Annotated in this window: 16 protein-coding genes and 1 tRNA gene; 5 read left to right on the forward strand and 12 right to left on the reverse strand. The window is 63.6% G+C overall.

Going from position 1 to position 21,433, the window contains the following annotated elements:
* Nucleotides 1-290: 290 nt before the first annotated feature.
* Nucleotides 291-1,133, reverse strand: a complete 843-nt coding sequence (locus tag J2R76_RS26505; RefSeq protein ID WP_076824619.1) for an SDR family NAD(P)-dependent oxidoreductase — start codon at nt 1,131-1,133, stop codon at nt 291-293.
* A 179-nt stretch (nt 1,134-1,312) separates the two neighbouring features.
* Here J2R76_RS26505 and J2R76_RS26510 point away from each other — a divergent pair, with 179 nt between their 5' ends.
* Together J2R76_RS26510 and J2R76_RS26515 are read left to right on the forward strand one after the other, a co-directional pair.
* Nucleotides 1,313-2,275, forward strand: a complete 963-nt coding sequence (locus J2R76_RS26510; RefSeq protein WP_057015384.1) for a sensor histidine kinase — start codon at nt 1,313-1,315, stop codon at nt 2,273-2,275.
* Between the two features lie 204 nt (nt 2,276-2,479).
* On the forward strand, nt 2,480-4,252 hold the full coding sequence (locus J2R76_RS26515) for a bifunctional diguanylate cyclase/phosphodiesterase (RefSeq protein ID WP_057015383.1): 1,773 nt from the start codon (nt 2,480-2,482) through the stop codon (nt 4,250-4,252).
* Nucleotides 4,253-4,419: 167 nt separating this feature from the next.
* Here J2R76_RS26515 and J2R76_RS26520 read toward each other — a convergent pair whose 3' ends face one another.
* Nucleotides 4,420-5,058 (reverse strand): carboxymuconolactone decarboxylase family protein, encoded by a 639-nt coding sequence (locus J2R76_RS26520; RefSeq protein WP_076824616.1) that lies wholly within the window; start codon nt 5,056-5,058, stop codon nt 4,420-4,422.
* A 219-nt stretch (nt 5,059-5,277) separates the two neighbouring features.
* Between J2R76_RS26520 and J2R76_RS26525 the strand changes: the two genes are divergently transcribed.
* On the forward strand, nt 5,278-5,682 hold the full coding sequence (locus J2R76_RS26525; protein WP_016843571.1) for a YccF domain-containing protein: 405 nt from the start codon (nt 5,278-5,280) through the stop codon (nt 5,680-5,682).
* A gap of 180 nt (nt 5,683-5,862) precedes the next feature.
* Here the strand turns inward: J2R76_RS26525 and J2R76_RS26530 are convergent, their stop codons facing one another.
* The 3 genes from J2R76_RS26530 to J2R76_RS26540 form a co-directional block, all read right to left on the reverse strand.
* Nucleotides 5,863-6,120, reverse strand: a complete 258-nt coding sequence (locus J2R76_RS26530; RefSeq protein ID WP_156436045.1) for a GCG_CRPN prefix-to-repeats domain-containing protein — start codon at nt 6,118-6,120, stop codon at nt 5,863-5,865.
* Between the two features lie 110 nt (nt 6,121-6,230).
* Entirely contained in the window at nt 6,231-7,271 is a 1,041-nt protein-coding gene (locus tag J2R76_RS26535) for an alpha/beta hydrolase (RefSeq protein WP_253625176.1), read from the reverse strand.
* A 95-nt stretch (nt 7,272-7,366) separates the two neighbouring features.
* Nucleotides 7,367-8,446, reverse strand: a complete 1,080-nt coding sequence (locus J2R76_RS26540) for an LLM class flavin-dependent oxidoreductase (protein ID WP_076824612.1) — start codon at nt 8,444-8,446, stop codon at nt 7,367-7,369.
* A gap of 130 nt (nt 8,447-8,576) precedes the next feature.
* Between J2R76_RS26540 and J2R76_RS26545 the strand changes: the two genes are divergently transcribed.
* Nucleotides 8,577-8,653, forward strand: a tRNA-Arg gene (locus tag J2R76_RS26545).
* Between the two features lie 53 nt (nt 8,654-8,706).
* Here the strand turns inward: J2R76_RS26545 and J2R76_RS26550 are convergent.
* The 3 genes from J2R76_RS26550 to J2R76_RS26560 form a co-directional block, all read right to left on the reverse strand.
* On the reverse strand, nt 8,707-9,027 hold the full coding sequence (locus J2R76_RS26550; RefSeq protein ID WP_076824610.1) for a hypothetical protein: 321 nt from the start codon (nt 9,025-9,027) through the stop codon (nt 8,707-8,709).
* Between the two features lie 71 nt (nt 9,028-9,098).
* Nucleotides 9,099-13,922 carry an NAD-glutamate dehydrogenase gene (locus tag J2R76_RS26555; RefSeq protein ID WP_253625177.1) on the reverse strand — a complete coding sequence of 1,608 codons (4,824 nt, stop codon included), beginning with the start codon at nt 13,920-13,922 and terminating at the stop codon, nt 9,099-9,101.
* Between the two features lie 321 nt (nt 13,923-14,243).
* Nucleotides 14,244-16,187, reverse strand: a complete 1,944-nt coding sequence (locus J2R76_RS26560; RefSeq protein WP_076824606.1) for a sigma-54-dependent Fis family transcriptional regulator — start codon at nt 16,185-16,187, stop codon at nt 14,244-14,246.
* Nucleotides 16,188-16,471: 284 nt separating this feature from the next.
* Between J2R76_RS26560 and J2R76_RS26565 the strand changes: the two genes are divergently transcribed.
* Nucleotides 16,472-18,280, forward strand: coding sequence for an NAD(P)/FAD-dependent oxidoreductase (locus tag J2R76_RS26565; RefSeq protein WP_076824604.1), 1,809 nt, complete (start codon nt 16,472-16,474; stop codon nt 18,278-18,280).
* A gap of 191 nt (nt 18,281-18,471) precedes the next feature.
* Here J2R76_RS26565 and J2R76_RS26570 read toward each other — a convergent pair whose 3' ends face one another.
* The 4 genes from J2R76_RS26570 to J2R76_RS26585 all read right to left on the reverse strand — a co-directional run bounded on the left by J2R76_RS26570 (nt 18,472) and on the right by J2R76_RS26585 (nt 21,393).
* A complete protein-coding gene (locus tag J2R76_RS26570; RefSeq protein ID WP_057015376.1) occupies nt 18,472-18,891 on the reverse strand; it encodes a CBS domain-containing protein in 420 nt (139 codons plus the stop codon).
* Between the two features lie 251 nt (nt 18,892-19,142).
* Nucleotides 19,143-19,613, reverse strand: coding sequence for an aminoacyl-tRNA deacylase (locus J2R76_RS26575; RefSeq protein WP_200844595.1), 471 nt, complete (start codon nt 19,611-19,613; stop codon nt 19,143-19,145).
* A gap of 120 nt (nt 19,614-19,733) precedes the next feature.
* Nucleotides 19,734-20,546 (reverse strand): pentapeptide repeat-containing protein, encoded by an 813-nt coding sequence (locus J2R76_RS26580; protein WP_076824600.1) that lies wholly within the window; start codon nt 20,544-20,546, stop codon nt 19,734-19,736.
* 289 nt (nt 20,547-20,835) lie between these two features.
* Nucleotides 20,836-21,393 carry a hypothetical protein gene (locus J2R76_RS26585; RefSeq protein WP_076824598.1) on the reverse strand — a complete coding sequence of 186 codons (558 nt, stop codon included), beginning with the start codon at nt 21,391-21,393 and terminating at the stop codon, nt 20,836-20,838.
* Nucleotides 21,394-21,433 lie beyond the last annotated feature (40 nt).

The raw sequence follows: 21,433 nt of genomic DNA on the forward strand, positions 1-21,433 counted from the left end.
CGACGGTGGGGATGGTTTGCGCTTCAAACGCCAAACAATGCGGCGTCATCACCCGCACATGCCGCGTGCGAGTGAGACCATTCGGGTGTGTCAAGGTCGTAAGCCCGATGACCGCGCGCAACCAACTCTTCGATCGCGGACGATTTCCCCGTTCCAGACATGCCCGTGATCAAGACGCGCTTCATGCATTTTCCTCGCCCTGAGGGAATCGGCAGCGCACGCTATGGATTACTCCCGCCTTCGCCAATGCTTCTGCGGACAAGTCGCTCCACTCGCAATGACGGATGCTGCTACCCCGCGCCCTGATCGAACGCCTTGCGCAGCGCGACGTAGCCCGCCTGCTGCTGGCTCCAGTTGCGGCCGCCGGTGATGGCGCCGTCGATGACGAGGTCATGGCCGTTGATGAAACTCGATTCGTCGCTCGCCAGGAACACCGCGGCATGCGCGATGTCGTCGGGCAGTCCGGCGCGCGGGATCGGCTGCGCCGCCTTGTAGACCTCGCGCATCACGGCCGCGGTCTTCTCCGCCGCTTCCGTCGACAGCCCGAGCGCCTTGCCGAAAATGCCGGTAGCGATCGCGCCGGGCGAGATCGAGTTGACGCGGATGCCGGACTCGCCGAGCTCCATCGCCACGCATTTGGTGAAATGAATGACCGCGGCCTTCGCGGCGCCATAGACCATCGACGACGAGAAGCCGGCGAGCCGTCCGGCGATGCTGCCATTGTTGATGATGCTGCCGGAGCCCTGTTTGCGCATGTAGGGCGCGGCATGCTTCATGCCGAGCATGACGCTGCGCACCAGCGTCGCCATCGCGGCATCGAACCGCTCGACGTCGAGGCCTTCGATGCCCCCGGTCTGCGCCGGGCCGCCGGCATTGTTGAACAGGCAGTCGATCCGGCCGAACTTCTCAACCGCAAGCGCGATCAGCGCCTGCATCTGTTCCTCGACCGTGACGTCGGTCTGACGGAACACGCAGGTCTCGCCGAGCTGTTGCGCCAGTGCCTCGCCCTCCGGCGCGCGGCGTCCGGCAATCACCACCTTCGCGCCCTCCGCGACAAAGATCTCCGCCGTGCGCAGCCCGATGCCGCTGGTCGCCCCTGTGATCACCGCGACCTTGCCGTTCAGCCGTCCCATGTCGGTCCCCTCAACTTACGTATGATGTTGCGGATATTCCCCAGCTCCTGCTGCCAATACAAGTACTTGCAAGCCGCCACGGTCGCGAGGTCCGCCTGTGGCCAGAAGGCCACTACTGCGGTTTTTCGGTCGCAGCGGCCTTATTTTGGGTCGCCTGTTCACGTGAACTGGAACGACCGATGGCGAAGTGGATCGACGATTTCAGGGCGTGTTGGCGGGGCGATGCCCAGCCGTCGGTGCGGCTTGCGGTCGCCTTCGCGGTGCTTTGTCTCGTTTTGGCCACGGCCGCGCGCTTCGGGCTCGCCCAGATCCGGCCGGATGTGTTCTTCACGCCCTATTTCCCGGCGGTGTTCTTTGCCACCGCCCTTGGCGGTTTCCGGATCGGGATCGCGACCGCGCTGGCGAGCGGCCTGCTCGGCGTCGTGCTCAATTTCAGCGGCGCGCACGCCGATCCGGCACGCTTTGCGCTGCTGATGATCTTCTGGGTTGTGTGCGGCATCGCGATCTGGGGCGTCGAGCATTACCGTTCCCTGGTCGCACAGCAGCGCGAAGTTTCCAAACGGCTGATCGAGGAAGAGCAGTACCGCAAGGTGGTGGTCGACGAATTGCAGCACCGGCTGAAGAACAAGTCCTCGACCATTCACGCCGTGCTGCATCAGGCGCTGCAGGACCGGCCCGATGTCTGGCAGCGCATCGACCATCGCATCCGCGCGCTCTCGGCAACCGACGATCTGATCGCGCGGGTCGACGGCTATGGCTGCGATATCAAGGATTTGCTGCGCTCGGAACTCGGGCCCTACGGCCACGTGCGGTTCAACCTCAATGGCGAGCAGCTGTTCCTGCCCGCCAAGCTCGCCGTCTCGCTGGCGCTGATCTTCCATGAGCTCGCAACCAACGCCGGAAAATACGGCGCCTTCTCCTCGCCGCGCGGATTTTTACAAGTGTCATGGACGGTCGACGACGGACGTCTCAACGTGATCTGGGACGAGACCGAGGGACCAGTGGTCGAGACGATCGGCGAAGCCGGCTTCGGCACCAAGCTGCTCAAGTCGGCGCTGCGGCCGTTCGACGGCAAGACCGAGATCAGTTACCTGAAGACCGGTGTTCACTGCACCATGCAGTGCAAGCTTCCGAGCTGTTGATAAGTCGGCTTTCCGGCACACGCGCATGTGTTGATGCAACCGCGCGCAGCGCAATCGCTTTCACCAGCGGTCGCGGCCGACATTGATACTCTGTTAATGACGATTGCCGCGACGGCTTGCGAAAGCCGTCGCGGTCTCATTCTGTCACGGCATTTCGCAGGTCCGCTTAACCAAAACTACAACGGACTTTGCCAAGGTCGGCGCATGCACAGTCTCACCAGACACGATTTTCAGGCGGGCGCGGCAGTGCCCGGCCAAGACGATATTTCCGGCAATGAATTGCGTATCCTGCGCGACCTTCTCCAACTCCTTCCGGCGGGAGTGACCGTCCAGGACGAGCAGGGCCAGATCATCCTGGTGAATGAAGCAGCCGCGAGCCAGCTGCAGCTGGCCGCCAGCGCGAGCCAGCCGTCCCCGGTCGACGAGCGCCACGCCGCCAACCTGGACCTGCTGCGCAGCGGCCGTCCGGTGGTGCTCGAGGAAACGCTCTCCTGCGGCGCATCCAAATACGTGTTCCTGACCTCGCACCGGCCCGTCCGGATCGCCGGTCGCAATCTCCTGATCTCGACCTCGACCGACATCAGCGAGCAGAAGGCGTTCGAGGACCAGCTGTTCCGCTCGGCCTATTACGACGAGCTGACCGGCCTGCCGACCCGCCGGGTGATCGAGCACCGCGTCAACGGCTTGATCCGCGACGATTCGCAAGGCCATTTCGCGCTCGCCTTCCTCGACGTCGACAACTTCAAGCACATCAACGACTATTACGGCCACGCGATCGGCGATGCGCTGCTCGTTGAGCTGTCGAAGCGACTCGGCCACGCGCTGCGCGACACCGATATCCTGTCGCGCATCTCCGGCGATGAATTCCTGCTGCTGCTCAACCCGATCAGCGGCAATGACGAAGTCGCCGAATTCATCCATGTCATGCAGGAGCGGCTGAAGGCGCCGTTCTTCATCGAGGACTCCGAGATCTTCGCCTCGACCTCGATCGGCGTCAGCCTCTATCCGATGCATGGCCGGAGCTACGAGGCGCTGCGCCAGAATGCCGATATCGCGATGTACCGCGTCAAGAACAACGGCAAGGGCTCGACCGCGTTCTTCGACAACAGCATGGAGCGCGAGGCGCTGGCGCGGATGAAGATCGAGCAGTCGCTGCGGCTGGCGATCCTGGAAAAGCGTTTCTGCTGCGCGTTCCAGGCCAAGGTCGATATCCGCACCCAGGAGGTGAAGGGCATCGAGGCGCTGGTGCGGCTGCGCGACGACGAGGGCGTGATCCAGGCGCCGGGCACCTTCATCGATCTCGCGGTCGAGCTCGGCCTGATCGACGAGCTGACGTTCCTGGTGCTGGCGGAGATCGTCAAGTCGATCGACCTGATCAACGACACGTTCGGTCCGACGGCGACGATCAGCATCAATGTCGCCGCCAAGCAGGCCTCCAACCTCGAATTCATGCGCCGGTTCGCGCGCGCGCTCGAGGAGACCGGCTTCCCCAAACGCTTCATGATCGAGGTAACCGAGGACGCGTTCGTGACGCGGTCGCATTTCCAGGACCAGATCCTGCCGATCCTGCGCGGCATCGGCGTCGGCATCTCGATCGACGATTTCGGCATCGGCTATTCGTCGCTGTCGGCGCTCGCCGATATCACCGCCGACGAGATCAAGATCGACCGCTCCTTCATCACCGACATCCATCAGCGGCCGCGCAGCCAGGGCATCTTGCGCGCAATCGAATCGCTGAGCGAGGCGCTCGGCATGACCGTGATCGCCGAGGGTATCGAGTCCTACGAGGAACTCACCTATCTGCAGGCCGCGACCAAGATCCGCTATGCCCAGGGCTATTACTTCGCCAAACCGATCTTCCTCGAGGATTTGAAGCCGGCGACGCCGGTCGCCAGCGAAACGCGCGCCAGCATGGCCGCGCGCCCCGCCCAGGAAGGCCGCCAGGGCTATTCGCGCGCCAGCGGTTTCCGGCGGTAAGCGCGCGATGTGACTGCGCTCCCTCTCCCGCTTGCGGCGGAGGGTTGGGGTAGGGGTTTCACCACGAGTCAAAACTGGGGAGAGAGCCCCCACCCGCCGCGCGCTGCGCGCACGTCGACCTCGCCCGCAGGCGGGAGAGGTAAGAACGCGAGACCACTGCAGACGCCCTACTTCTCCAGCACCGCCAACGGCTGCACGCCGTTATTCGCGGGACCGGCCTGCATCGTGATCAGCATCATCGAGACCATGTCGTAATAGCCCATGATGGCGATGATATCCGTGATGCCGCGCTCGCCGAATCTATCCAGCGCCGCCTTGTAGACAGCGTCGCTGACCTTCTTGTCGCGATAGAGCGCGATGCCGAGATCGTACAGCGCGGCCTCGTCGTCCTTCATGCTCTCGGGCCGCGTGCCCTTGGCGATCGCGTCCGCGATTTTCGGATCGAGCCCGCCCTTGATCGCCAGCGGATGGTGCGCGGACCATTCATATTGCGCGGTCCAGTGCCGCGCCGTGATCAGGATCGCCATTTCGCTGAGCCGCGCCGGCAGCGAGGTATTCCACCGCAGATACTCCGACAGGTTCGACAGCTTTGGTGCCAGATCGGGATTGCGGATATAGGCGCGGTAGGGCGGCGCGGTGAATTTGCCATTGCGCGGCGGCGCGCTGATCATGTCGGCCCAGGCCTTTTGCGCCGGCGACAGCTCCTCCGCCTTCAGCGGCGCGAAGCGCACGGCGTCCTCAGCCCGCACGGCCGACACCGACAATGCCAGCGCCGCCAAGATCCCTGCTCCGAATATTGTTCTCATTGTTGTTCTCCCTTTTCGGTGCAGGCGTCTTTGCGCCCTGCCCGGTCGCGCGAGATTAATTGCCGTCGCGATGGATGCAATGAGATGCCAGCTGTCGTTCGGTGCCAGCCGCCGGTGAAGCGCCTCGTCACGGCAGGCGCGCGGTTAGGCCACACCTACCGCAGCCCCGGGCGGCGGCGTATATAAAGAGCAGTCCCAAGCGGCGCGAAGGTGTCAGCCATGCAGCCTGTATCTATCCTCCTGAACATCCTCTGGATCCTGATCGGCGGCGCGTGGATGGCGTTCGGCTGGCTGGTCGCCGCCGTGATCATGGCGGTGACCATTATCGGGCTGCCCTGGGCGCGCGCCGCCTTCAACATCGCCGTCTACACGCTGCTCCCGTTCGGCTCGCGTGCGGTGCGCCGCGATGAGGTGACCGGCACGTCCGACATCGGTACCGGACCGCTCGGCGTGATCGGCAATCTGATCTGGTTCATCCTGGCCGGCTGGTGGCTCGCGATCGGCCATGTGATCACCGCGATCCTGCTGGCGGTGACCATCATCGGCATCCCGTTCGCCTGGGCGCATCTCAAGCTTGCCGGCATCGCGCTGTGGCCGATCGGCAAGGTGATCGTGCCGGCGTGACGCTGGTCAGGCCGTCGACGGCTAGTGTCCCGAATCCGAAGTTCGCATCATTTGCCGCACCTTCGGAGCGAACTTCGGATTCGATAAGGACACTAGCAAACTTATGATTCTAGTGCTTTATGAATGCGAAGTTCGTGAAAGTGGCTGCCGCGAAATCGCACGAACTTCGCATTCAGCACACTAGAGCCAATCCTTCGTGGTCTGGCTGCAAGCCTGGTAGTCGCGCCGCCAGACGAAGCCAGCGCCACCACACGGCGGGCGCGGGCGCGAGGTGGCGGGACACTCATTCCTGACCCGCGCGGCGGTGCCCCAGCCGTCGATCACGCAGGCACCTCGTGAGGTCCTGTGGCAACCGTCACCGCATCCCTCTGCGGCGTTGGCCGGGGTCAAGCCGAGGAAGGCACCGGCTGTCAGAAGCGTGATCAAACCTGCTCTCATGATGTTCTCCATCGAGCTGTCGGTCGTGCTGCTCCATTCGCGGCACAAGCGTAGGCGATCTCTGTGCCGCTTGCCACCGTCTCCGCGCACAAATTCTGGTGTCGGGGGGCTCAGCGCGCTGCTTCGCAGCCGGGGATGTCGAATACGGCGGTCAGGCCGCAGGGCGAATTGAGCATCTTGCCGCCGGCATGGCCGACGCCGGGCACATCCCACACGCTGTGGTTTGGCGCGCCGCCGTCGCGGGCCTGCATCACGGCGGCATAGGAATGCCCGCACGCGTAACGGTACGGCCCCTCGGCTTCCGCCATGCAGGATTTGTCGAGCGCGGGATGATTGGGGTTGGTGTCGAGCGTTCCGAGCAGATAGATCACGCGGCGCGCGACATAGGCCTGCTCCAGCGCAGCCGGCGAAGGCTCGGTAAGATAGGGCGGGCGGTCGTCCATACCGAATTTCCAGCTGTTGTAGCCATGGCAGTTCGCCGCGATCGCGGGCTCCGGCCGCTCCTTGGTGAAATAGGCGTAGGAGGACGGATTGGCGACCACATAGCGCACGCCGATGCCCTCGCGCAGCAGCAGCTGATCGCCCTTCACCGCGATCGCATAGCGCTGCACCACCTGGCCGCCGCCGGAATGACCGAACACGACGACCTGCTGCAGGTTCGGAAACAGCTTGCGGTCGCCGAGCTTCGCCAGGATGGCATCGAGCGCCTCGAACGAGCTCGCCGCGCTCGGCGCGAGCGCAGGCTCGCCGCCCTGCCAGCCATAGAGGCTCCAGCGCAGCGTCTCCGCCGGCAGCTTGAAGGCCTCGACGTCGGACTCGATCAGGAATTGCGGCGCGATCATCAGCGCATGCTCGCCGGCATCGCCGGCCGCGGCCTGCGCGCTCAGCGCCGCGCGAAAATAGTCGTCGGCATTGCGCAGCACGCCATGCAGCACGAGCACCGCGCGCGTAACATCCGGCAGCGGGTTGGACCAGTCGGCCGAGAGGTAGAGCGGAAAGCTCGCTTTGCCGACGGCAATCCGCGCATTGGCGATCTCCTTGACCGGTTTCCGGTCGCGCTCGGTCTGTGCCTGCGTCGCGGACGCCGCGGGTCCGTGCGCCGCCGCCACGACGAGCAATGCCGCGGCCGCAAGCCAGGCCCGGTGATGCATGGTTCGACTCCGTTGCTGCCGCGAGCTCGGCTGGATCATGGCGCGTCCGGCGCAGATTCACCCGTGAATTTTCGGAAAGCTTCCGCACCCGCACCTCAGGCCACGAGCCGTCCATGATTGTTGGCGGCGAGGATCGGGCGGATCAGGCGGCCGAACCGCTCGGCCTCCTCGTCGTGCAGATAACCGGACAGGCAGAAGGAGTGGCAACCGGCATCGATGAACTGCTGCAAGGTCGCGGCGCATTGCGCGGGATCGCCGACCACCGCGATGCCGGCGCCGGGCCGCACCTTGGTGATGCCGGTCCACAGATGCGGCATCAGGAGATCGCCGTAGTCGCGCGCGAGCTGCTGCACGCGCTGGTTGGCCTCCGAGCGATTGTAAAGCGTCTTCATCTCCTGCTTCTGCCGCTCGGTGGCGTGGCGCACCAGCTGGTCGGCCGCCTCCCAGGCATCCGTCTCGTTCTCGCGGCAGATCACCTGCAACCGCATGCCGAAGCCGATCGCATCCCCGCGGTCATGCGCCCGCGCCATCCGCCGGATCTCGGCGATATTCTCCGCGATGCGTTCCGGCAGGTCGCCCCAGAACAGATGAACATCGGAATGCTTCGCCGACACCTCCCAGGCCTGCCGCGAGCCACCGCCGAGATAGAATTTCGGGAACGGCTGCTGCAGCGGCCGCGGCCTGATATGCGCGCCGGAGATCGTGTGAAACCTGCCCTGGAAATGCACCGGGCCGCGCGTCGTCCACAGCGCCTTGAGGATCGAGACCTCCTCCTCCATCAGCGCGTAGCGTTCCTCTTTGGCATAGCGCACGCCCTCGGCCTCGACCTCGCTCTCGTTCTGGCCGGCGATCAGATTGATGCAGATCCGCCCGCCCGACATCTGGTCGAAGGTCGAGATCATCTTTGCCATCAGCACCGGGTTGATATAGCCGGGCCGCGCCGCAATCAGCGGCTTGATCCGGCTGGAGCGCGCCGCCATGAAGGCGCCCGTGATCCAGGCCTCCCAGCACACCGAGCCTACCGGGATCAGCAGATACTCGAAGCCGGCGTCCTCAGCGGCCGCGACCACGCGCTCGCAGAGTTCCGGCGAACCGGCGATCTGGGCCTCCATCAGCCCATAGGCCGTGGTGTCGCCATGCGTGGGCAGATACCAGCCGAATTCCAGCGGACGCATGGGCAAACTCCCTCGAAAGACGGCCTTTTTTCGCGGCCTGTCATATTGTCGGGAGGCAGTTTACAGCCCTTAACCAGTTGGACAACGCCGTTGCCGACGCGGAGCCAATCAGCTAAATGAACCCCTGCACGCACCCGTAGCTCAGCTGGATAGAGCGTTGCCCTCCGAAGGCAAAGGTCACACGTTCGAATCGTGTCGGGTGCGCCATTTCCGCTTCGTTGCCGCCGATCAACCGTAGCCTTTGCTGCGATTCCCCCAGCTTAGGGGATTCTTTCCATAACGTTGGGCCGGTTTTTCTCGAGCCAGGCGACGGCCTCGGGTCCATCGACGACACACTCGAAGGTTTCCCAGGTTGGGTCTTCCAAAGACTCCAATTGCAGTCGCTTCGCCGCATACTCAATGAGGTCGTGGAGGCGTTCGTATCCTCGTCTGTGCTCGAGGGAATCTGCAATCGCAGTGCTGGTCCATCCTCGTTGAGCCAAATCGATAATGCTCGGAGCGTCAGCCTCGCTGAACCACGGTGTGGCATCGAACTCGATGCAGCGAACATTGTCGGCGGTATGACAAGTGGCGTGGATCATTGGATTCCTCCGTTTACCGGCTAGCTACCTGCGCCAGCATCGCGCTTCTCACATCGCTGCCTCGCACGCCCTCAGGCCTTGACCAAGTCCCCCAGCAGGTTCGCCGCCACCGTCAGCTTGGCGAGGGTCAGGCCGCTGGCAGCGATCTCCTCCACCGAGCGGCGGATACGCGTCGCCTCGGGGTGAGCCGCGAGCCAGGTCTCGACGGCCTGCTGGCCAGACTGGCCGGTTGCCAGCATATCGGCGGCCAGTCTCCTTTCGGCGCCGGCGATCTGCTCGACGGCGCGATCGATGGCCATGCGTTCGAAATAATCGTTGGCCGGCACACTGCGTGCGGCGGCGATGATGCGGTCGAGACGGAAATTCGCCTCGGCGGCGTAGAAGGTCGCAGCGGCATCGCCGATGGGGCGCGTGGTGCGCTCGGCAACCGTCACGATGTCGGGAGCCGAGACCAAAGCGTCAAGATCGGCGAGCTCTCCGGCGAGGCCGGCCGGGACACCGGCGTCGGCGAGTTCCTGCCGCCGCTTGACGCGCGCGGCTTGCAAGTCCGGCGGCAAGGCAGTGTCGAGCCCGGCGACGATCTGGCGGATCGCCGGGCCGAAGCGCGCGACGACGGCCTCCAACCCGTCCTTGAAATCGGCATTGCGCACGTACCAGACCATGCGGGAGAGCAGGAGATCCTGCACTGAAGCGTAGAGGGATAGCTGCAGCTGCCCGTCGATGCAGGCGTCGAGCGCGTCGATCGCATCATTGAGCCACTTCAGGCCGTAGCATTCATCGACCGCCACATAGGCCATGACGATGGTCGGGATATCGGCGTCGGTCTCGTCGATCAAGCGCACGACGCAGGCCGGGCCGCCGCGATTGATCACCGCATTGGCGAGACTGGTCGCGATGATCTCCCGCCGCAGCCGATGCAATCCGGCGGCGGTCGGGAATTTGTCCTGAACCTCGCGCGGAAAATACTGGGAGAGTTCGCGGGCGAGATAGGGGTCATCGGGCACGCTGGTGACGAGCAGGTCATCGTAGAGGGTCAGCTTGGCGTAGGCGAGCAGCACGGCAAGCTCCGGCCGCGCGAGGGACTGGCCGCGCCGTGTGCGCTCGGTGAGCGCGGCGTCGTCGGGCAAGAACTCCACAGCGCGACTGAGCAAGCCGCGCTGTTCGAGCGACTGCATCAGGCGAGTGAGGAAACCGGTCTCGGCCACACCCTTGCGCTCGGCCAGCGACAGCGCCAGCGTCTGCAGATAGTTGTTGCGCAGCACCAGCACGCCGACCTCGTCGGTCATCGCGGCAAGCAGGCTGTTGCGGTCAGTGGGACTGAGGCGTCCCTCGCGTTCGGGACGCGCCAGCGCGATCTTGATGTTGACCTCGACGTCGGACGTGTTCACGCCGGCCGAATTGTCGATGGCGTCGGTGTTGAGCTTGACGCCCTTCTGCGCCGCTTCGATGCGACCGCGCTGGGTAACGCCGAGGTTGGCCCCTTCGCCGATCACCCGGGCGCGCACGTCGCCACCCGCGATGCGGATCGGATCGTTGGCGCGGTCCCCGACCTGGTCGTCGCTTTCCCCGGAGGAGCGGACATAGGTGCCGATGCCGCCAAACCACAACAGGTCCGCGCGAGCCTTCAGGATCGCCGTCATCACCTCGAAAGGCGTGGCTTGCGGCTTGTCGAGATCGAGCAGCGTGCGCACTTCCGGCGCAAGCGGGATCGCCTTGAGCGAGCGCGAGAACACGCCGCCGCCCTGCGAGATCAGCGACTTGTTGTAGTCCTGCCAACTCGATCGCGGCAGATCGAACAGGCGCTTGCGCTCGGCGAAGCTGGTCGATGGATCGGGTGAAGGATCGATGAAGATGTCGCGATGATCGAAAGCCGCCACTAGCCTTGTCGCCGGCGAGAGCAGCATGCCATTGCCGAAAACGTCGCCCGACATGTCGCCGACGCCGACCGCGGTGAACGGCATGGTCTGAATGTCGGTGCCGAGCTCGCGGAAGTGGCGCTTGACCGCCGTCCAGGCGCCGCGCGCCGTGATCCCCATCTTCTTGTGATCGTAACCCTGGCTGCCGCCAGATGCGAAGGCATCGCCGAGCCAATGGTTCTTCTCGGCCGAGATCGCGTTGGCAACATCGGAGAAGGTGGCGGTGCCCTTGTCGGCGGCGACGACGAGGTAGGGGTCGTCGCCGTCGTGGCGCACGGTGGATTCGGGCGGCACGACGATGTCGCCGTCGAGATTATCGGTGAGTTCGAGCAGCGAGCGAACGAAGATGCGATAGCTTTCGGTGCCCTCCGCGAGCCAGGCGTCGCGCTTGGAAGGCGGCGGCAGGCGCTTGGGCACGAAGCCGCCCTTGGCTCCGACCGGCACGATCACGGCGTTCTTGACCTGCTGCGCTTTCACCAGGCCGAGGATCTCGGTGCGGAAATCCTGCGGCCGGTCGGACCAGCGCAAGCCACCGCGCGCAACCTTGCCGAAGCGCAGGTGGATACCTTCGACACGAGGGGAATAGACGAAGATCTCGTAGAGCGGTCGTGGAGCGGGCAAGTCGTCGATCCGGCGCGCCTCGAACTTGAAGGAGATCACCGGACGCGGGTGTCCATCCTCGCCGATCTGCCACAGATTGGTGCGAACGGTAGCCTGCACCAGATTGGTGAAGCGGCGCAGGATGCGGTCTTCATCGAGCGAGGCGACGGATTTGAGCTGTTCCTCGACCTCGGCAAGCAAAGCCGCCTCGCGCGCCGCGCGCTCGGCCTCCGTCAAGGCGAGGCGCGGATCAAGGCGGGTCTGGAACATCGCGACCAGACTGGCCGTGATCGCGGCGTTCTTGCGCAAGGTCTCCCACATGTAATCCTGGGTGAACGGAGCGCGGATCTGGTGCAAATAACGCGACAGCGCCCGAATGGTCGAGACTTCCCGCCAACTTAGGGCGGTGCGCAGGATCAGGCCGTTATATCCGTCAGATTCGGCGCGATCGGTCACCACCGCCATGATCGAGGCTTCCAGGCGATGGCTGAATTCCGGGTTGATCTCGATGGGCTGGCCGTCACTGGTCTCGATCGTCATGTCGTGCAGCCAGACCGGCGCAGGCCTGGTACCGGGCACGACCTGATAGGTGCGTTCGTTGACCACACGCAGGCCGTGATTTTCGATCACCGGCACGCGGTAGGACAACGACAGTGGTACGGCGTCCGAAAACACCTTCAGGCCGAAGCGCCTCGGATCGTCGCCTTCGATGCGGTAAACCGAAATCGTCACCGGGCGCGCCGGCGTCAACTTTTCGACGGTCGTGATATCGGCGATCGCCTGTTCCGCGCCGAACACCTCGGTATAGCCGCCGCTGAAGGCCTGGGCATATCGGTTGGTGAGCATGCGCGCCCGCATGCCATCGGTCGACGCGGTAAGCGCGGCCTTCAGCTTGTCGGCCCAGGTCGCGGCAATGGCGCTGATCCCGGCTTCGAGCAGGGCGCGGTCGACGACGGGCGTTTTGCCTTCATAGCGTCCGATGATGAAGTGGACGCGCGCAAGCGCCCCTTCCGGGAATGACACGTAGGAGGCGGACAGCTTCCCTTTGTAGGCCTGCGCCAAAAAGGCTCCGACGCGCGTGCGGACGTCGGTGTCGTATTTGTCGCGCGGAATGAAGGTGAGGATGGAGACAAAGCGATCGAACTTGTCGACCCGCGGCAGCGCCCGGACGCGCGGACGCTCGTAGAGGATCAGGATCTCGATGACGAAGTTGTAGAGCGTGTCGACGTCGATCTGGAACAGCTCGTCGCGCGGATAATCTTCGAGAATATGCATCAGCGCCTTGCCGGAATGACCGTTCGGGTCGAAGCCCGCGCGCTGCAGCACCCGCGAAACCTTGTGGCGAACATAAGGGATCTGCCGTACCGAGCGAGTATAGGCGCCCGAGGTGAAAAGGCCGACGACGCGCAACTCGCCTTCGAGCCGGCCGTCGGGCGAGTAGAGTTTGATGCCCACATAATCCATCCGGGTGCGGCGATGGACGCGGCTGGAGACATTGGCCTTGATGACGATCAGCAGGGTCGGCTCGTGCATGAACTCGCGGATTTCCGGTGTCATCACCACCATTTCGCTGCCGCGACGCAGGACCTTCACGTCCGGATCGCGCAGAATGCCGAGGCCTTCGCCGGTTGTAATGTCGTCCGACGCGTCGCTGTCGGGCGAGAAGCGATATTTGCGCACGCCGAGGAAAGTGAAATTGTCCGCGCAGAGCCATTGCAGGAACTGATTGGCTTCGGCGAGTTCGTCGATCGGCAGCGGCGGCGGATTGGAAGAGAACGTCTTGATCGCTTCCTCGACACTGTCACGCATGACGCGCCAGTCGGCAACGCAGGCGCGGACATTGTTCAACGTCCTGGTCAGGCCGTCGATCAGCTTCTGGCGATCGGAATCCGCATCCAGGCGGGTGATGTGGAGATGAATCAGGCTTTCGCGCGCGCCCTTTGCTCCGTCCGGCAGTGCTTCCCCGTAGAATCGCAGCAGCTTGCCTCCATCGTCGCGCTCCACCGCGATGATCGGGTGAGCGACCAGGGTGACCTCGAGGCCCTGCTCGGCGAGCTCCGCCATGGTGGAATCGAACAGGAAAGGCATGTTGTCGTTGAGAATTTCGAGCACGGAAATCTCGCGTCCGTTCGGCAACGTCGGATTGACGACGCGGATATCGGCGCTGCCGGCCGTGCGCCGCTGCACGTGCTCCCAGGCCTGCTCCGCCAGCAGGGCAAGCGAGGCGGCATCGTAATTGGCGAGATCCTCGATATTGGTGTAGCCGAACAAGGGCTCGGCAAAGGCCCGGGGGCTCTTGCCCGCTGGCACGCTGCCCGCTGCATCGCGGATCAGGGCTGCCCGGGCCTTGTCGTCACGCCACGCCATAATGTCCTCCATTTGCCGTGCCGTCCGATCGCAGCCGCGACCATCCGCTTGATTCTGGAGTGCATCTCTTCGTGCGTCGCGATCGAATGCTACGCGAAATCCTAGCTTCGACGGCTGCCGACGACAATACTACGATCCCGCAGCGAACGGCGCACGCTGTCGTGAGGCGTGCTGAATTTCGCTTGCGACAGCGGGTGGGCCGAAGACGGTGGCCGAACGACTGGGGCAGGAAAAATCACATGCAATTTCAATTATGTAATGGGTTCGCGCCACCGTTCGGCAGGGATGTCGTATCAGACGGTGGCAGTCAGCGACGGCGGGCAGCGACTGCGCTCAGGTCAGGTCTTTCGGCATCGTGATGCCGAAGCGGAGAATCTGGCGATGGATGGTCGAACGATCGACGCCGCGTTCGCGTGCCACCTGCGAGACATTCCAGCGATTGTTGCGCAACGCCGCAAGTAGCGCATCGGCTTGCCGCGACGTCGCCGCTCTGCCACGTACCGGCTTTCCGGAGATATCCTCACCCAGGGGATGAGCGATCCGGTCCGGCAGATCGGCAAGATCGATCGTGCCGTCGTTCGACAGCGCGCAACCATGATCGAGCGCATTGATCAGCTCGCGGATGTTGCCGGGCCATTGGTACTTGAGCAGCGCGCTGCGCGCGCTTGCCGTCAGCGCATAGTTGGCCTTGTGCTCCGTCGAAAGCCGATGCAGGGATTGATCGATCAGCCACTCGATATCGGTGCGCTGACGCAGCGGAGGCAGCGCAAGCACCGCGCCGTTGAGGCGGAAATAGAGATCCTCGCGGAACTGCCCCGCCTTCACAAGCGCGACGAGGTCGCGATGGGTGGCAGCGATGACGCGGACATTGAGCGGGACCGGCCGGGTGCGGCCGACCGGGGTCACCTCGCGCTCGGCGAGCACGCGCAACAGGCGCGTCTGCGACGAGATCGGCATGTCGCCGATCTCGTCAAGGAACAGGGTGCCGCCGTCGGCTTCGAGCACGAGGCCCTTCTTGCCCTTGGCCGCCGCTCCGGTGAAGGCGCCTGCCTCGTGGCCGAACAGCTCGCTCTCGATCAGGCTTTCCGGCAGCGCGGCGCAGTTGACGGCGACGAACGGTCTGCCTGCCCGCGCACTGACCGAATGCAGCGCCTTCGTCAGGTGCTCCTTGCCGGTGCCGGTTTCGCCGGTGATGAGCAAGCCCATCTGGGTGTTGATGAGCTTGGCGGCGCGCGTCACCACGTGATGCATCGCGGGATCGCCGCGGAACAGGTTCCGTAGTGGCGCCGGAAGCGCCGACTCACTGCGGGAGGACGCCGGCGCCGCCAGCTTGTTCGGGGGCGGCAAGGTCTGCGCGAACAGCGTCGTGCCGCTGTTGGCTAGTCGTAGCGTGCGTTGGCCGGTGGGGCGCGAATGGGCGAAGCGCGGCAGATCGTCGATGGTGCATTCGAAGATGTCGGACACGCCGAAGCCGTCGGCCCGCAGGCGAAGGTCCGGACGCTTGGCCAGTTCGCGGGCGAGCAGCTGCCTTGCGCGATTGTTGAAGCCGATGATGTGGCCGCTGCTATCGACGGCCATCACATAGTCCGGATCGACATCGGCGAATTCCGCGGAGCCGGACAGCTTGATGATCCATTCCTGCCGGAAACGGTTCAGCAGATTCGCATTCTCGATCTTGTGAGCAAACGACTTGACCAGTTGCAGCGCCAGGAACTGGCTGGCCTTCGGTTCCGGCGAGCGCAGCGCGGAGATATCCAAGACCGCAGCGAGCTTGCCGCTGGGATCGAAGACCGGCGCGGCCGTGCAGGTCAGCGGAATATGGGTGGCGTCAAAATGGTCGGATTGATGCACCGTCAGGGCTTCTTCGGTCGCGATGCAGGTGCCGACTGCGCAAGTGCCGGCATGCGGCTCGTTCCAGTCGGCGCCGAGATAGAGGCCGGCCCTGCGAAGCGTGTTGTTGAATGTCGGGTCGCCGATGAAATCCACCGTGATGCCCCTGGCATCGGTGAGCAGCAGCACATAGCCGAGTCCGGCGATCTGACGATACAGCATCTCGACGCCGAAGCGCGCCGTGTGCAGGAACTCGTCCATGGCGTCGCGATGCTCGCGCAGCCGCCCGGACGTTACGATATGAGCGTCGCGCAGCACCAACGGATCGAGCTTGTGTTCGGAGACGCATCGCACCCACGACTGATGGATGATTGCGTCACGCGCGCTGCTCTGGCCGTCCGCAACGCGAACCAGCTCGTCGATGTGCGCAGCCCGCTCCGTCGTCACGGCTGATGCTCCTGGATGTTTCCCCGCACGTTGTTGCGTCGAGTGTCACTCGGATTGTGCCGCCGATCAAGTTTGTTGCGTGCAACACCTGTTGCATGACGCAACAAGTGAGGCGGCCTGGCGCCGACAGCTAACGCGAGGAAATGCCGAGCGTTTTTCGAGATTCGCCGCAATGGCATGAGGCTTGCTGACACGGTGGTCGAGGCAAGATTCGACCTCGCTAACAAACGCGCCGGACCCACGACGCAAAGGCGATCGACGCCGGCATATGGGAGAATGAAACCATGCTCACGAAGGCCCCGGACGGAAAGATCACCGCGCTGCTCGACGAGTTCAACGTCGCATTGTCGTCGGGTGACATCGAACGCGCGATCGCGCTGTTCCAGACCGATTGCTACTGGCGCGATCTGGTCACCTTCACCTGGAACATCAAAACCATGGAAGGCAAGGATCAGATCCGCGACATGCTTCAAGCGCGGCTTGCGGATAGCAAACCGTCGGGATGGCGCATTGCCGATGGCGAAGCCGCGAGCGAGGCCGGCGGCATCATCGAGAGCTGGATCGAATTCGAGACCGATGTCGCGCGCGGCTATGGTCACCTGCGCATGAAGGATGGACGCATCTGGACCTTGCTCACCACCATGGCCGAGATCAAGGGACATGAGGAAAAGTCCGGCTCCACCCGTCCGCTCGGCGCCAAGCACGGCCATGGCAAGGACCGTAAGAGCTGGCGCGAGGAACGTGACCAGGAAATCACCGAGCTGGGTCATGCAAAACAACCCTATGCGCTGATCATCGGCGGTGGCCAGGGCGGCATCGCGCTTGGCGCGCGGCTGCGGCAATTGAACGTGCCAACCATCATCATCGAGAAGAACGAACGCGCCGGCGATTCCTGGCGCAAGCGATACAAGTCGCTCTGCCTGCACGATCCGGTCTGGTACGACCATCTGCCCTATATCGACTTCCCGAAAAACTGGCCGGTGTTCGCGCCGAAGGACAAGATCGGCGACTGGCTGGAGATGTACACGAAGGTCATGGAGCTCAACTACTGGAGCTCGACCACGGCGAAGTCGGCCAAGTATGACGAGAAGGCCGGGGAATGGACCGTCGTGGTCGAGCGCGACGGCAAGGAGATCACGCTCAAGCCGAAGCAGCTCGTGCTGGCGACCGGCATGTCGGGCAAGGCGAACTGGCCCACCTACAAGGGGCAGGACATCTTCAAGGGTGAGCAGCAGCATTCCTCGACCCACCCGGGGCCGGAGAAATATCGCGGCAAGAAGGTGGTGGTGATCGGCTCCAACAACTCCGCCCACGATATTTGCGCGGCGCTATGGGAAGGTGGCGCCGACGTCACCATGGTGCAGCGCTCGTCCACGCATATCGTGAAATCCGACACGCTGATGGATATCGGGCTCGGCGCGCTCTATTCGGAGCAGGCGGTGGCGAGCGGGATGACCACGCGCAAGGCCGATTTGATCTTCGCCTCGTTGCCCTACAAGATCATGCACGAATTCCAGATCCCGCTCTACGAGCAGATGCGCGAGCGCGACAAGGATTTCTACGCCGCGCTGGAGAAAGTCGGCTTCATGCATGATTGGGGCGACGACGGCTCCGGCCTGTTCATGAAGTACCTGCGCCGCGGTTCGGGCTATTACATCGACGTCGGCGCCTGCGATCTCGTGATCGACGGTTCGATCAAGCTCAAGAGCGGCAAGGGCGCTGCGGTGCGGGAACTGACCGAAACCGGCGTCAGGTTCGTGGACGGCAGCGAACTCCCCGCCGATCTCGTCGTCTATGCCACCGGCTATGGCTCGATGAACGGTTGGGCCGCCGACCTGATCTCGAAGAACGTCGCCGACAAGGTCGGCAAGGTCTGGGGTCTTGGTTCCGATACCACCAAGGACCCCGGCCCGTGGGAGGGCGAGCAGCGCAACATGTGGAAGCCGACCCAGCAGGAGGCACTTTGGTTCCACGGCGGCAATCTGCACCAGTCGCGGCATTACTCCCAGTATCTGGCGCTGCAACTGAAGGCGCGGATGGAAGGCATCCCAACCCCGGTCTACGGCTTGCAGAAGGTTCATCACCTCGGTTGATCGACCGGGCGATAACGAGGTGTCGGGCGGATCGTCGTGCGATCCGCCCCCCGACAGATCGGATGGAGATCGAACTGTGCCGATCGCCGTCCAGCTTCGGGCCGATGCCTGCGAGACAGCCGGCACCGATTGCCTTCCCGGTTGACCACGATACTGGCCGGTCTGCCAGCTTCCCGCAGACCGGCCTCGCCTCAATGATGAGCCGACACGCTCTTCATGCATTGGGACAAGAGATCGGCACCGGCAAAGTGGCCTACATCGCCCAGGCTGATCATGCCAACCATCCGCTTGCTCTTGTTGATCACAGGCAGTCTGCGAATCTTCAGCGTTTCCATGTGATGTATAGCTTTCGTCAGATCGTCGTCTTCCCGGCAGCAGTGGATGCCTTCGGTCATCACATCCCGCGCTGTGGTGCGCGCAGAGTTGAAGTCCTTGCTCGCGAGACCTTTGCAGACGAGGTCGCGATCCGTCACCATCCCGATCAGACGATCGTCTTGCCCGATCGGAATGCAGCCGATGTCGTGCCCTTGCATCAATTTCGCGATTTCGGTGATTGGCGTGTCGGGGCTCACCCAATCGACGCCCTTGTGCATCACGTCCTTGACTTTCATGGAGGACCTCCCGTCCAAGGCAGCACCCCCTCGCTCGCAATTATACAACAGAGCTGGCGCGACTGCATGCGTGCTGCGCCTTAAGGCACGATGAAACCGGGTCGAAGCGTTATCGCGCTCGAGCCCCTTGCTTGAGCATGATCTCCGCGCAAGCGCGTTCCTCCCTTGCCTCGGGGAAGAGCCGCTTCGCACCCCTCCGGATCATGCTCCAGTCGGGGCGCACAGATAGATGGTCCCGCTGTCACGCCGCCTCAGTCATGCGCACTGAAGCTGCCATGCAGGGAACCGGCGGTCAGGCGTGCGAATTGCGCACGACCGAGATGAAGCAACGTCTCATGATCGCCGGCTTCGATATAGATCTCGGGCTGCATCCGGATGCTGTCATCAACGATAACGTCGAGCCCGTAGCAGCTACCGGCGGCGGGAACCGCCCCGTGCGTACAGTCCGTGAACAGCCGATCGATCTCGCCTTCAGCGGCCATGGCGATATCGTCACCGAATCTCGCCCTGAGATCCGCCAGCCTGAGGTGATGCGATGCCGGCAGCACGGCGAGCAGGTACCCGTCGTTGCGGCGCAGCACAATGGCCTTGGCCAAGCGATCGCCCGAGACGTGACAAGCCTGGGCGGTAAGGGCTGACGACATCGTCAGTACGTGCGGGATTTCGTCGTACTCGATGTTTTCTGCAGCGAGATAATTGTGCAGTTTGGAAGAAATGGTCATGGCGTCACCTCCGGTGCGACATGCAACCATCCACCGTGGTCCTGCCCGCCGCACGATGAGCGGCTGCGTGGTTCTCAAGACAGAACATAGGTCTTGTCGCAGGACACTGCAATTCGATCCCTAACGGGGGCGCCGCGCCAAGTTCAAGTTCCGGGCCTTGTCCAGATTGCGGGCCTCGGCCAGCGCCGCCGCGCTCGGCAACAGGGCCGACGCAAGGTCGGCCTCGGTGAAATCTGCGCCGGCGACATTGGCGTCGGATAGGTCGGCTCCCGCAAGGTCAGCTCTATGGAGGCTGCAGTTCGCCAAATTGGCATTCTGCAGTTGCGCAAATTCGAGATCGGCGCGCGAGAGATTGGCGCCGCTTAAATCCGCGTTCCGCAGATCGGCGGATTTGAGCACGCCACGCATCAGGCCCATCGATTGGTTGCGCATATCAGCGCTCAGATCGGCGCCCGCAAGCCTGGCCCCGATCAGGCTGGCACCGGAAAGATCGGCGGTTATCCGAGCGCCGCTCAAGTCGGCGCCGCCAAGCTTGGCGCGTTGCATCTGCGTGCCGAGCAGCGATGCCTTGACGAGGGACGCCCCTGTCAAGTCTGCGTCGATTAGCCAGGCCTGGTTCAAGATAGCCCGATCGAAGCGGGCGCCTTTCAGATTGGTCTGGTTGAGCTTTACGAGATGAAGGTTGCCGCCGGAGAAGTCGAGGCCCGAGAGATCGAGGTGCGACAGTCGCTTTCCATCCAAATCTGCAGTGCGTCCGTCCCCTTGAGGGATCGATTTGAGGAGCGCATCGACCTCGGCGCGCGTCATCTCCGACGCCGTCATTTCCGGACTGTTGAGGTCGACACTCCGCAGCATGTCCTGCGACACGGCGTCAGTCGAATCAACCAGCACCGCCGCTATTGACACAAAGGCAAATGCGAGACGAAACGACATCGCCGTCTCTCCGCCGCTCAGAAACCCGGTATTGTCTCTTGTATTCTCCGGGTTGGCCGCGCCGTCAGGTTAGCTGGCCGGCTCCGGCCTATGCCAGAGTATGAAACCGGATATCGATCCTGGCAATGCCAGTGACCGTCTCAGCCGGAGCAGGACGAGGCGAACCAAGCCAGGCGCGGAATATGGTCGGGCACCTTCATGCCGCCGGAGGAATGGCGCCGGCTCAACCCGAGGCCTTGTCCCGATTGACGGGACGCCGCCAACACCTCGCGATGCATCACCGAGCCAGTTAACGCAGGATCAGCCGGCCGCGCTCGTCAACTAGCGCCGGAAAACGGGCCGCGAGAGTAGCGGTGAGCGGCGCATTCTGCTCGGCCACTTGAAACGTCATTCGGCCGAGCCGGTAGCCCGCCCCGAAGGCGGCGGCGAGATTGTCGGACGAGACCACGACAACGGATTTAGGCTTGCTCGTGTCGGTGAACGTCACCAGCGTCGGATAGTCCTTCGGGCGCAGGACGCCGGATGGCTTGGCTTTGACAGCCGCGCTCATGGTTCTCGCGTTGTCGCCGGACGGAAGTGGCGGCGCCAGCTCGCGATAACCGAGAACCTGGACGACGATATGCGTCATGCTGCTCAGATAGCTGTAATTTCGATCGTAGTTCGTCGCGAACAGAACCTTTCCGTCGCCAAGATCCACAAATGGGGCTTCGCCGTGCATGGTGAAGCCACCACCCCAGTCGGAACCACCGGCGCCCGGCATCGGGATCAGGAATTCCCGCTCAAGGCGCAGTTCCATCACTGAAGAGCCGGACTTCAACCCGCCGGGGGTTTCGACCTCGATGGTCATCCGGTAGCGCAAAGATGCCTGCGGCGTACTGCATCGGACC

It is taken from the genome of Bradyrhizobium sp. USDA 4532 (assembly GCF_024171315.1).
GTDB classification, from domain to species: domain Bacteria; phylum Pseudomonadota; class Alphaproteobacteria; order Rhizobiales; family Xanthobacteraceae; genus Bradyrhizobium; species Bradyrhizobium australafricanum.

What these genes read in the sequence shown, in the direction of transcription:
- J2R76_RS26505 (WP_076824619.1), bottom strand. Translation starts at nt 1,133, where the DNA reads ATGGGACGGCTGAACGGCAAGGTCGCGGTGATCACAGGGGCGACCAGC.
- J2R76_RS26510 (WP_057015384.1), top strand. Translation starts at nt 1,313, where the DNA reads ATGGCGAAGTGGATCGACGATTTCAGGGCGTGTTGGCGGGGCGATGCC.
- J2R76_RS26515 (WP_057015383.1), top strand. Translation starts at nt 2,480, where the DNA reads ATGCACAGTCTCACCAGACACGATTTTCAGGCGGGCGCGGCAGTGCCC.
- J2R76_RS26520 (WP_076824616.1), bottom strand. Translation starts at nt 5,058, where the DNA reads ATGAGAACAATATTCGGAGCAGGGATCTTGGCGGCGCTGGCATTGTCG.
- J2R76_RS26525 (WP_016843571.1), top strand. Translation starts at nt 5,278, where the DNA reads ATGCAGCCTGTATCTATCCTCCTGAACATCCTCTGGATCCTGATCGGC.
- J2R76_RS26530 (WP_156436045.1), bottom strand. Translation starts at nt 6,120, where the DNA reads ATGAGAGCAGGTTTGATCACGCTTCTGACAGCCGGTGCCTTCCTCGGC.
- J2R76_RS26535 (WP_253625176.1), bottom strand. Translation starts at nt 7,271, where the DNA reads ATGCATCACCGGGCCTGGCTTGCGGCCGCGGCATTGCTCGTCGTGGCG.
- J2R76_RS26540 (WP_076824612.1), bottom strand. Translation starts at nt 8,446, where the DNA reads ATGCGTCCGCTGGAATTCGGCTGGTATCTGCCCACGCATGGCGACACC.
- J2R76_RS26550 (WP_076824610.1), bottom strand. Translation starts at nt 9,027, where the DNA reads ATGATCCACGCCACTTGTCATACCGCCGACAATGTTCGCTGCATCGAG.
- J2R76_RS26555 (WP_253625177.1), bottom strand. Translation starts at nt 13,922, where the DNA reads ATGGAGGACATTATGGCGTGGCGTGACGACAAGGCCCGGGCAGCCCTG.
- J2R76_RS26565 (WP_076824604.1), top strand. Translation starts at nt 16,472, where the DNA reads ATGCTCACGAAGGCCCCGGACGGAAAGATCACCGCGCTGCTCGACGAG.
- J2R76_RS26570 (WP_057015376.1), bottom strand. Translation starts at nt 18,891, where the DNA reads ATGAAAGTCAAGGACGTGATGCACAAGGGCGTCGATTGGGTGAGCCCC.
- J2R76_RS26575 (WP_200844595.1), bottom strand. Translation starts at nt 19,613, where the DNA reads ATGACCATTTCTTCCAAACTGCACAATTATCTCGCTGCAGAAAACATC.
- J2R76_RS26580 (WP_076824600.1), bottom strand. Translation starts at nt 20,546, where the DNA reads ATGTCGTTTCGTCTCGCATTTGCCTTTGTGTCAATAGCGGCGGTGCTG.
- J2R76_RS26585 (WP_076824598.1), bottom strand. Translation starts at nt 21,393, where the DNA reads ATGACCATCGAGGTCGAAACCCCCGGCGGGTTGAAGTCCGGCTCTTCA.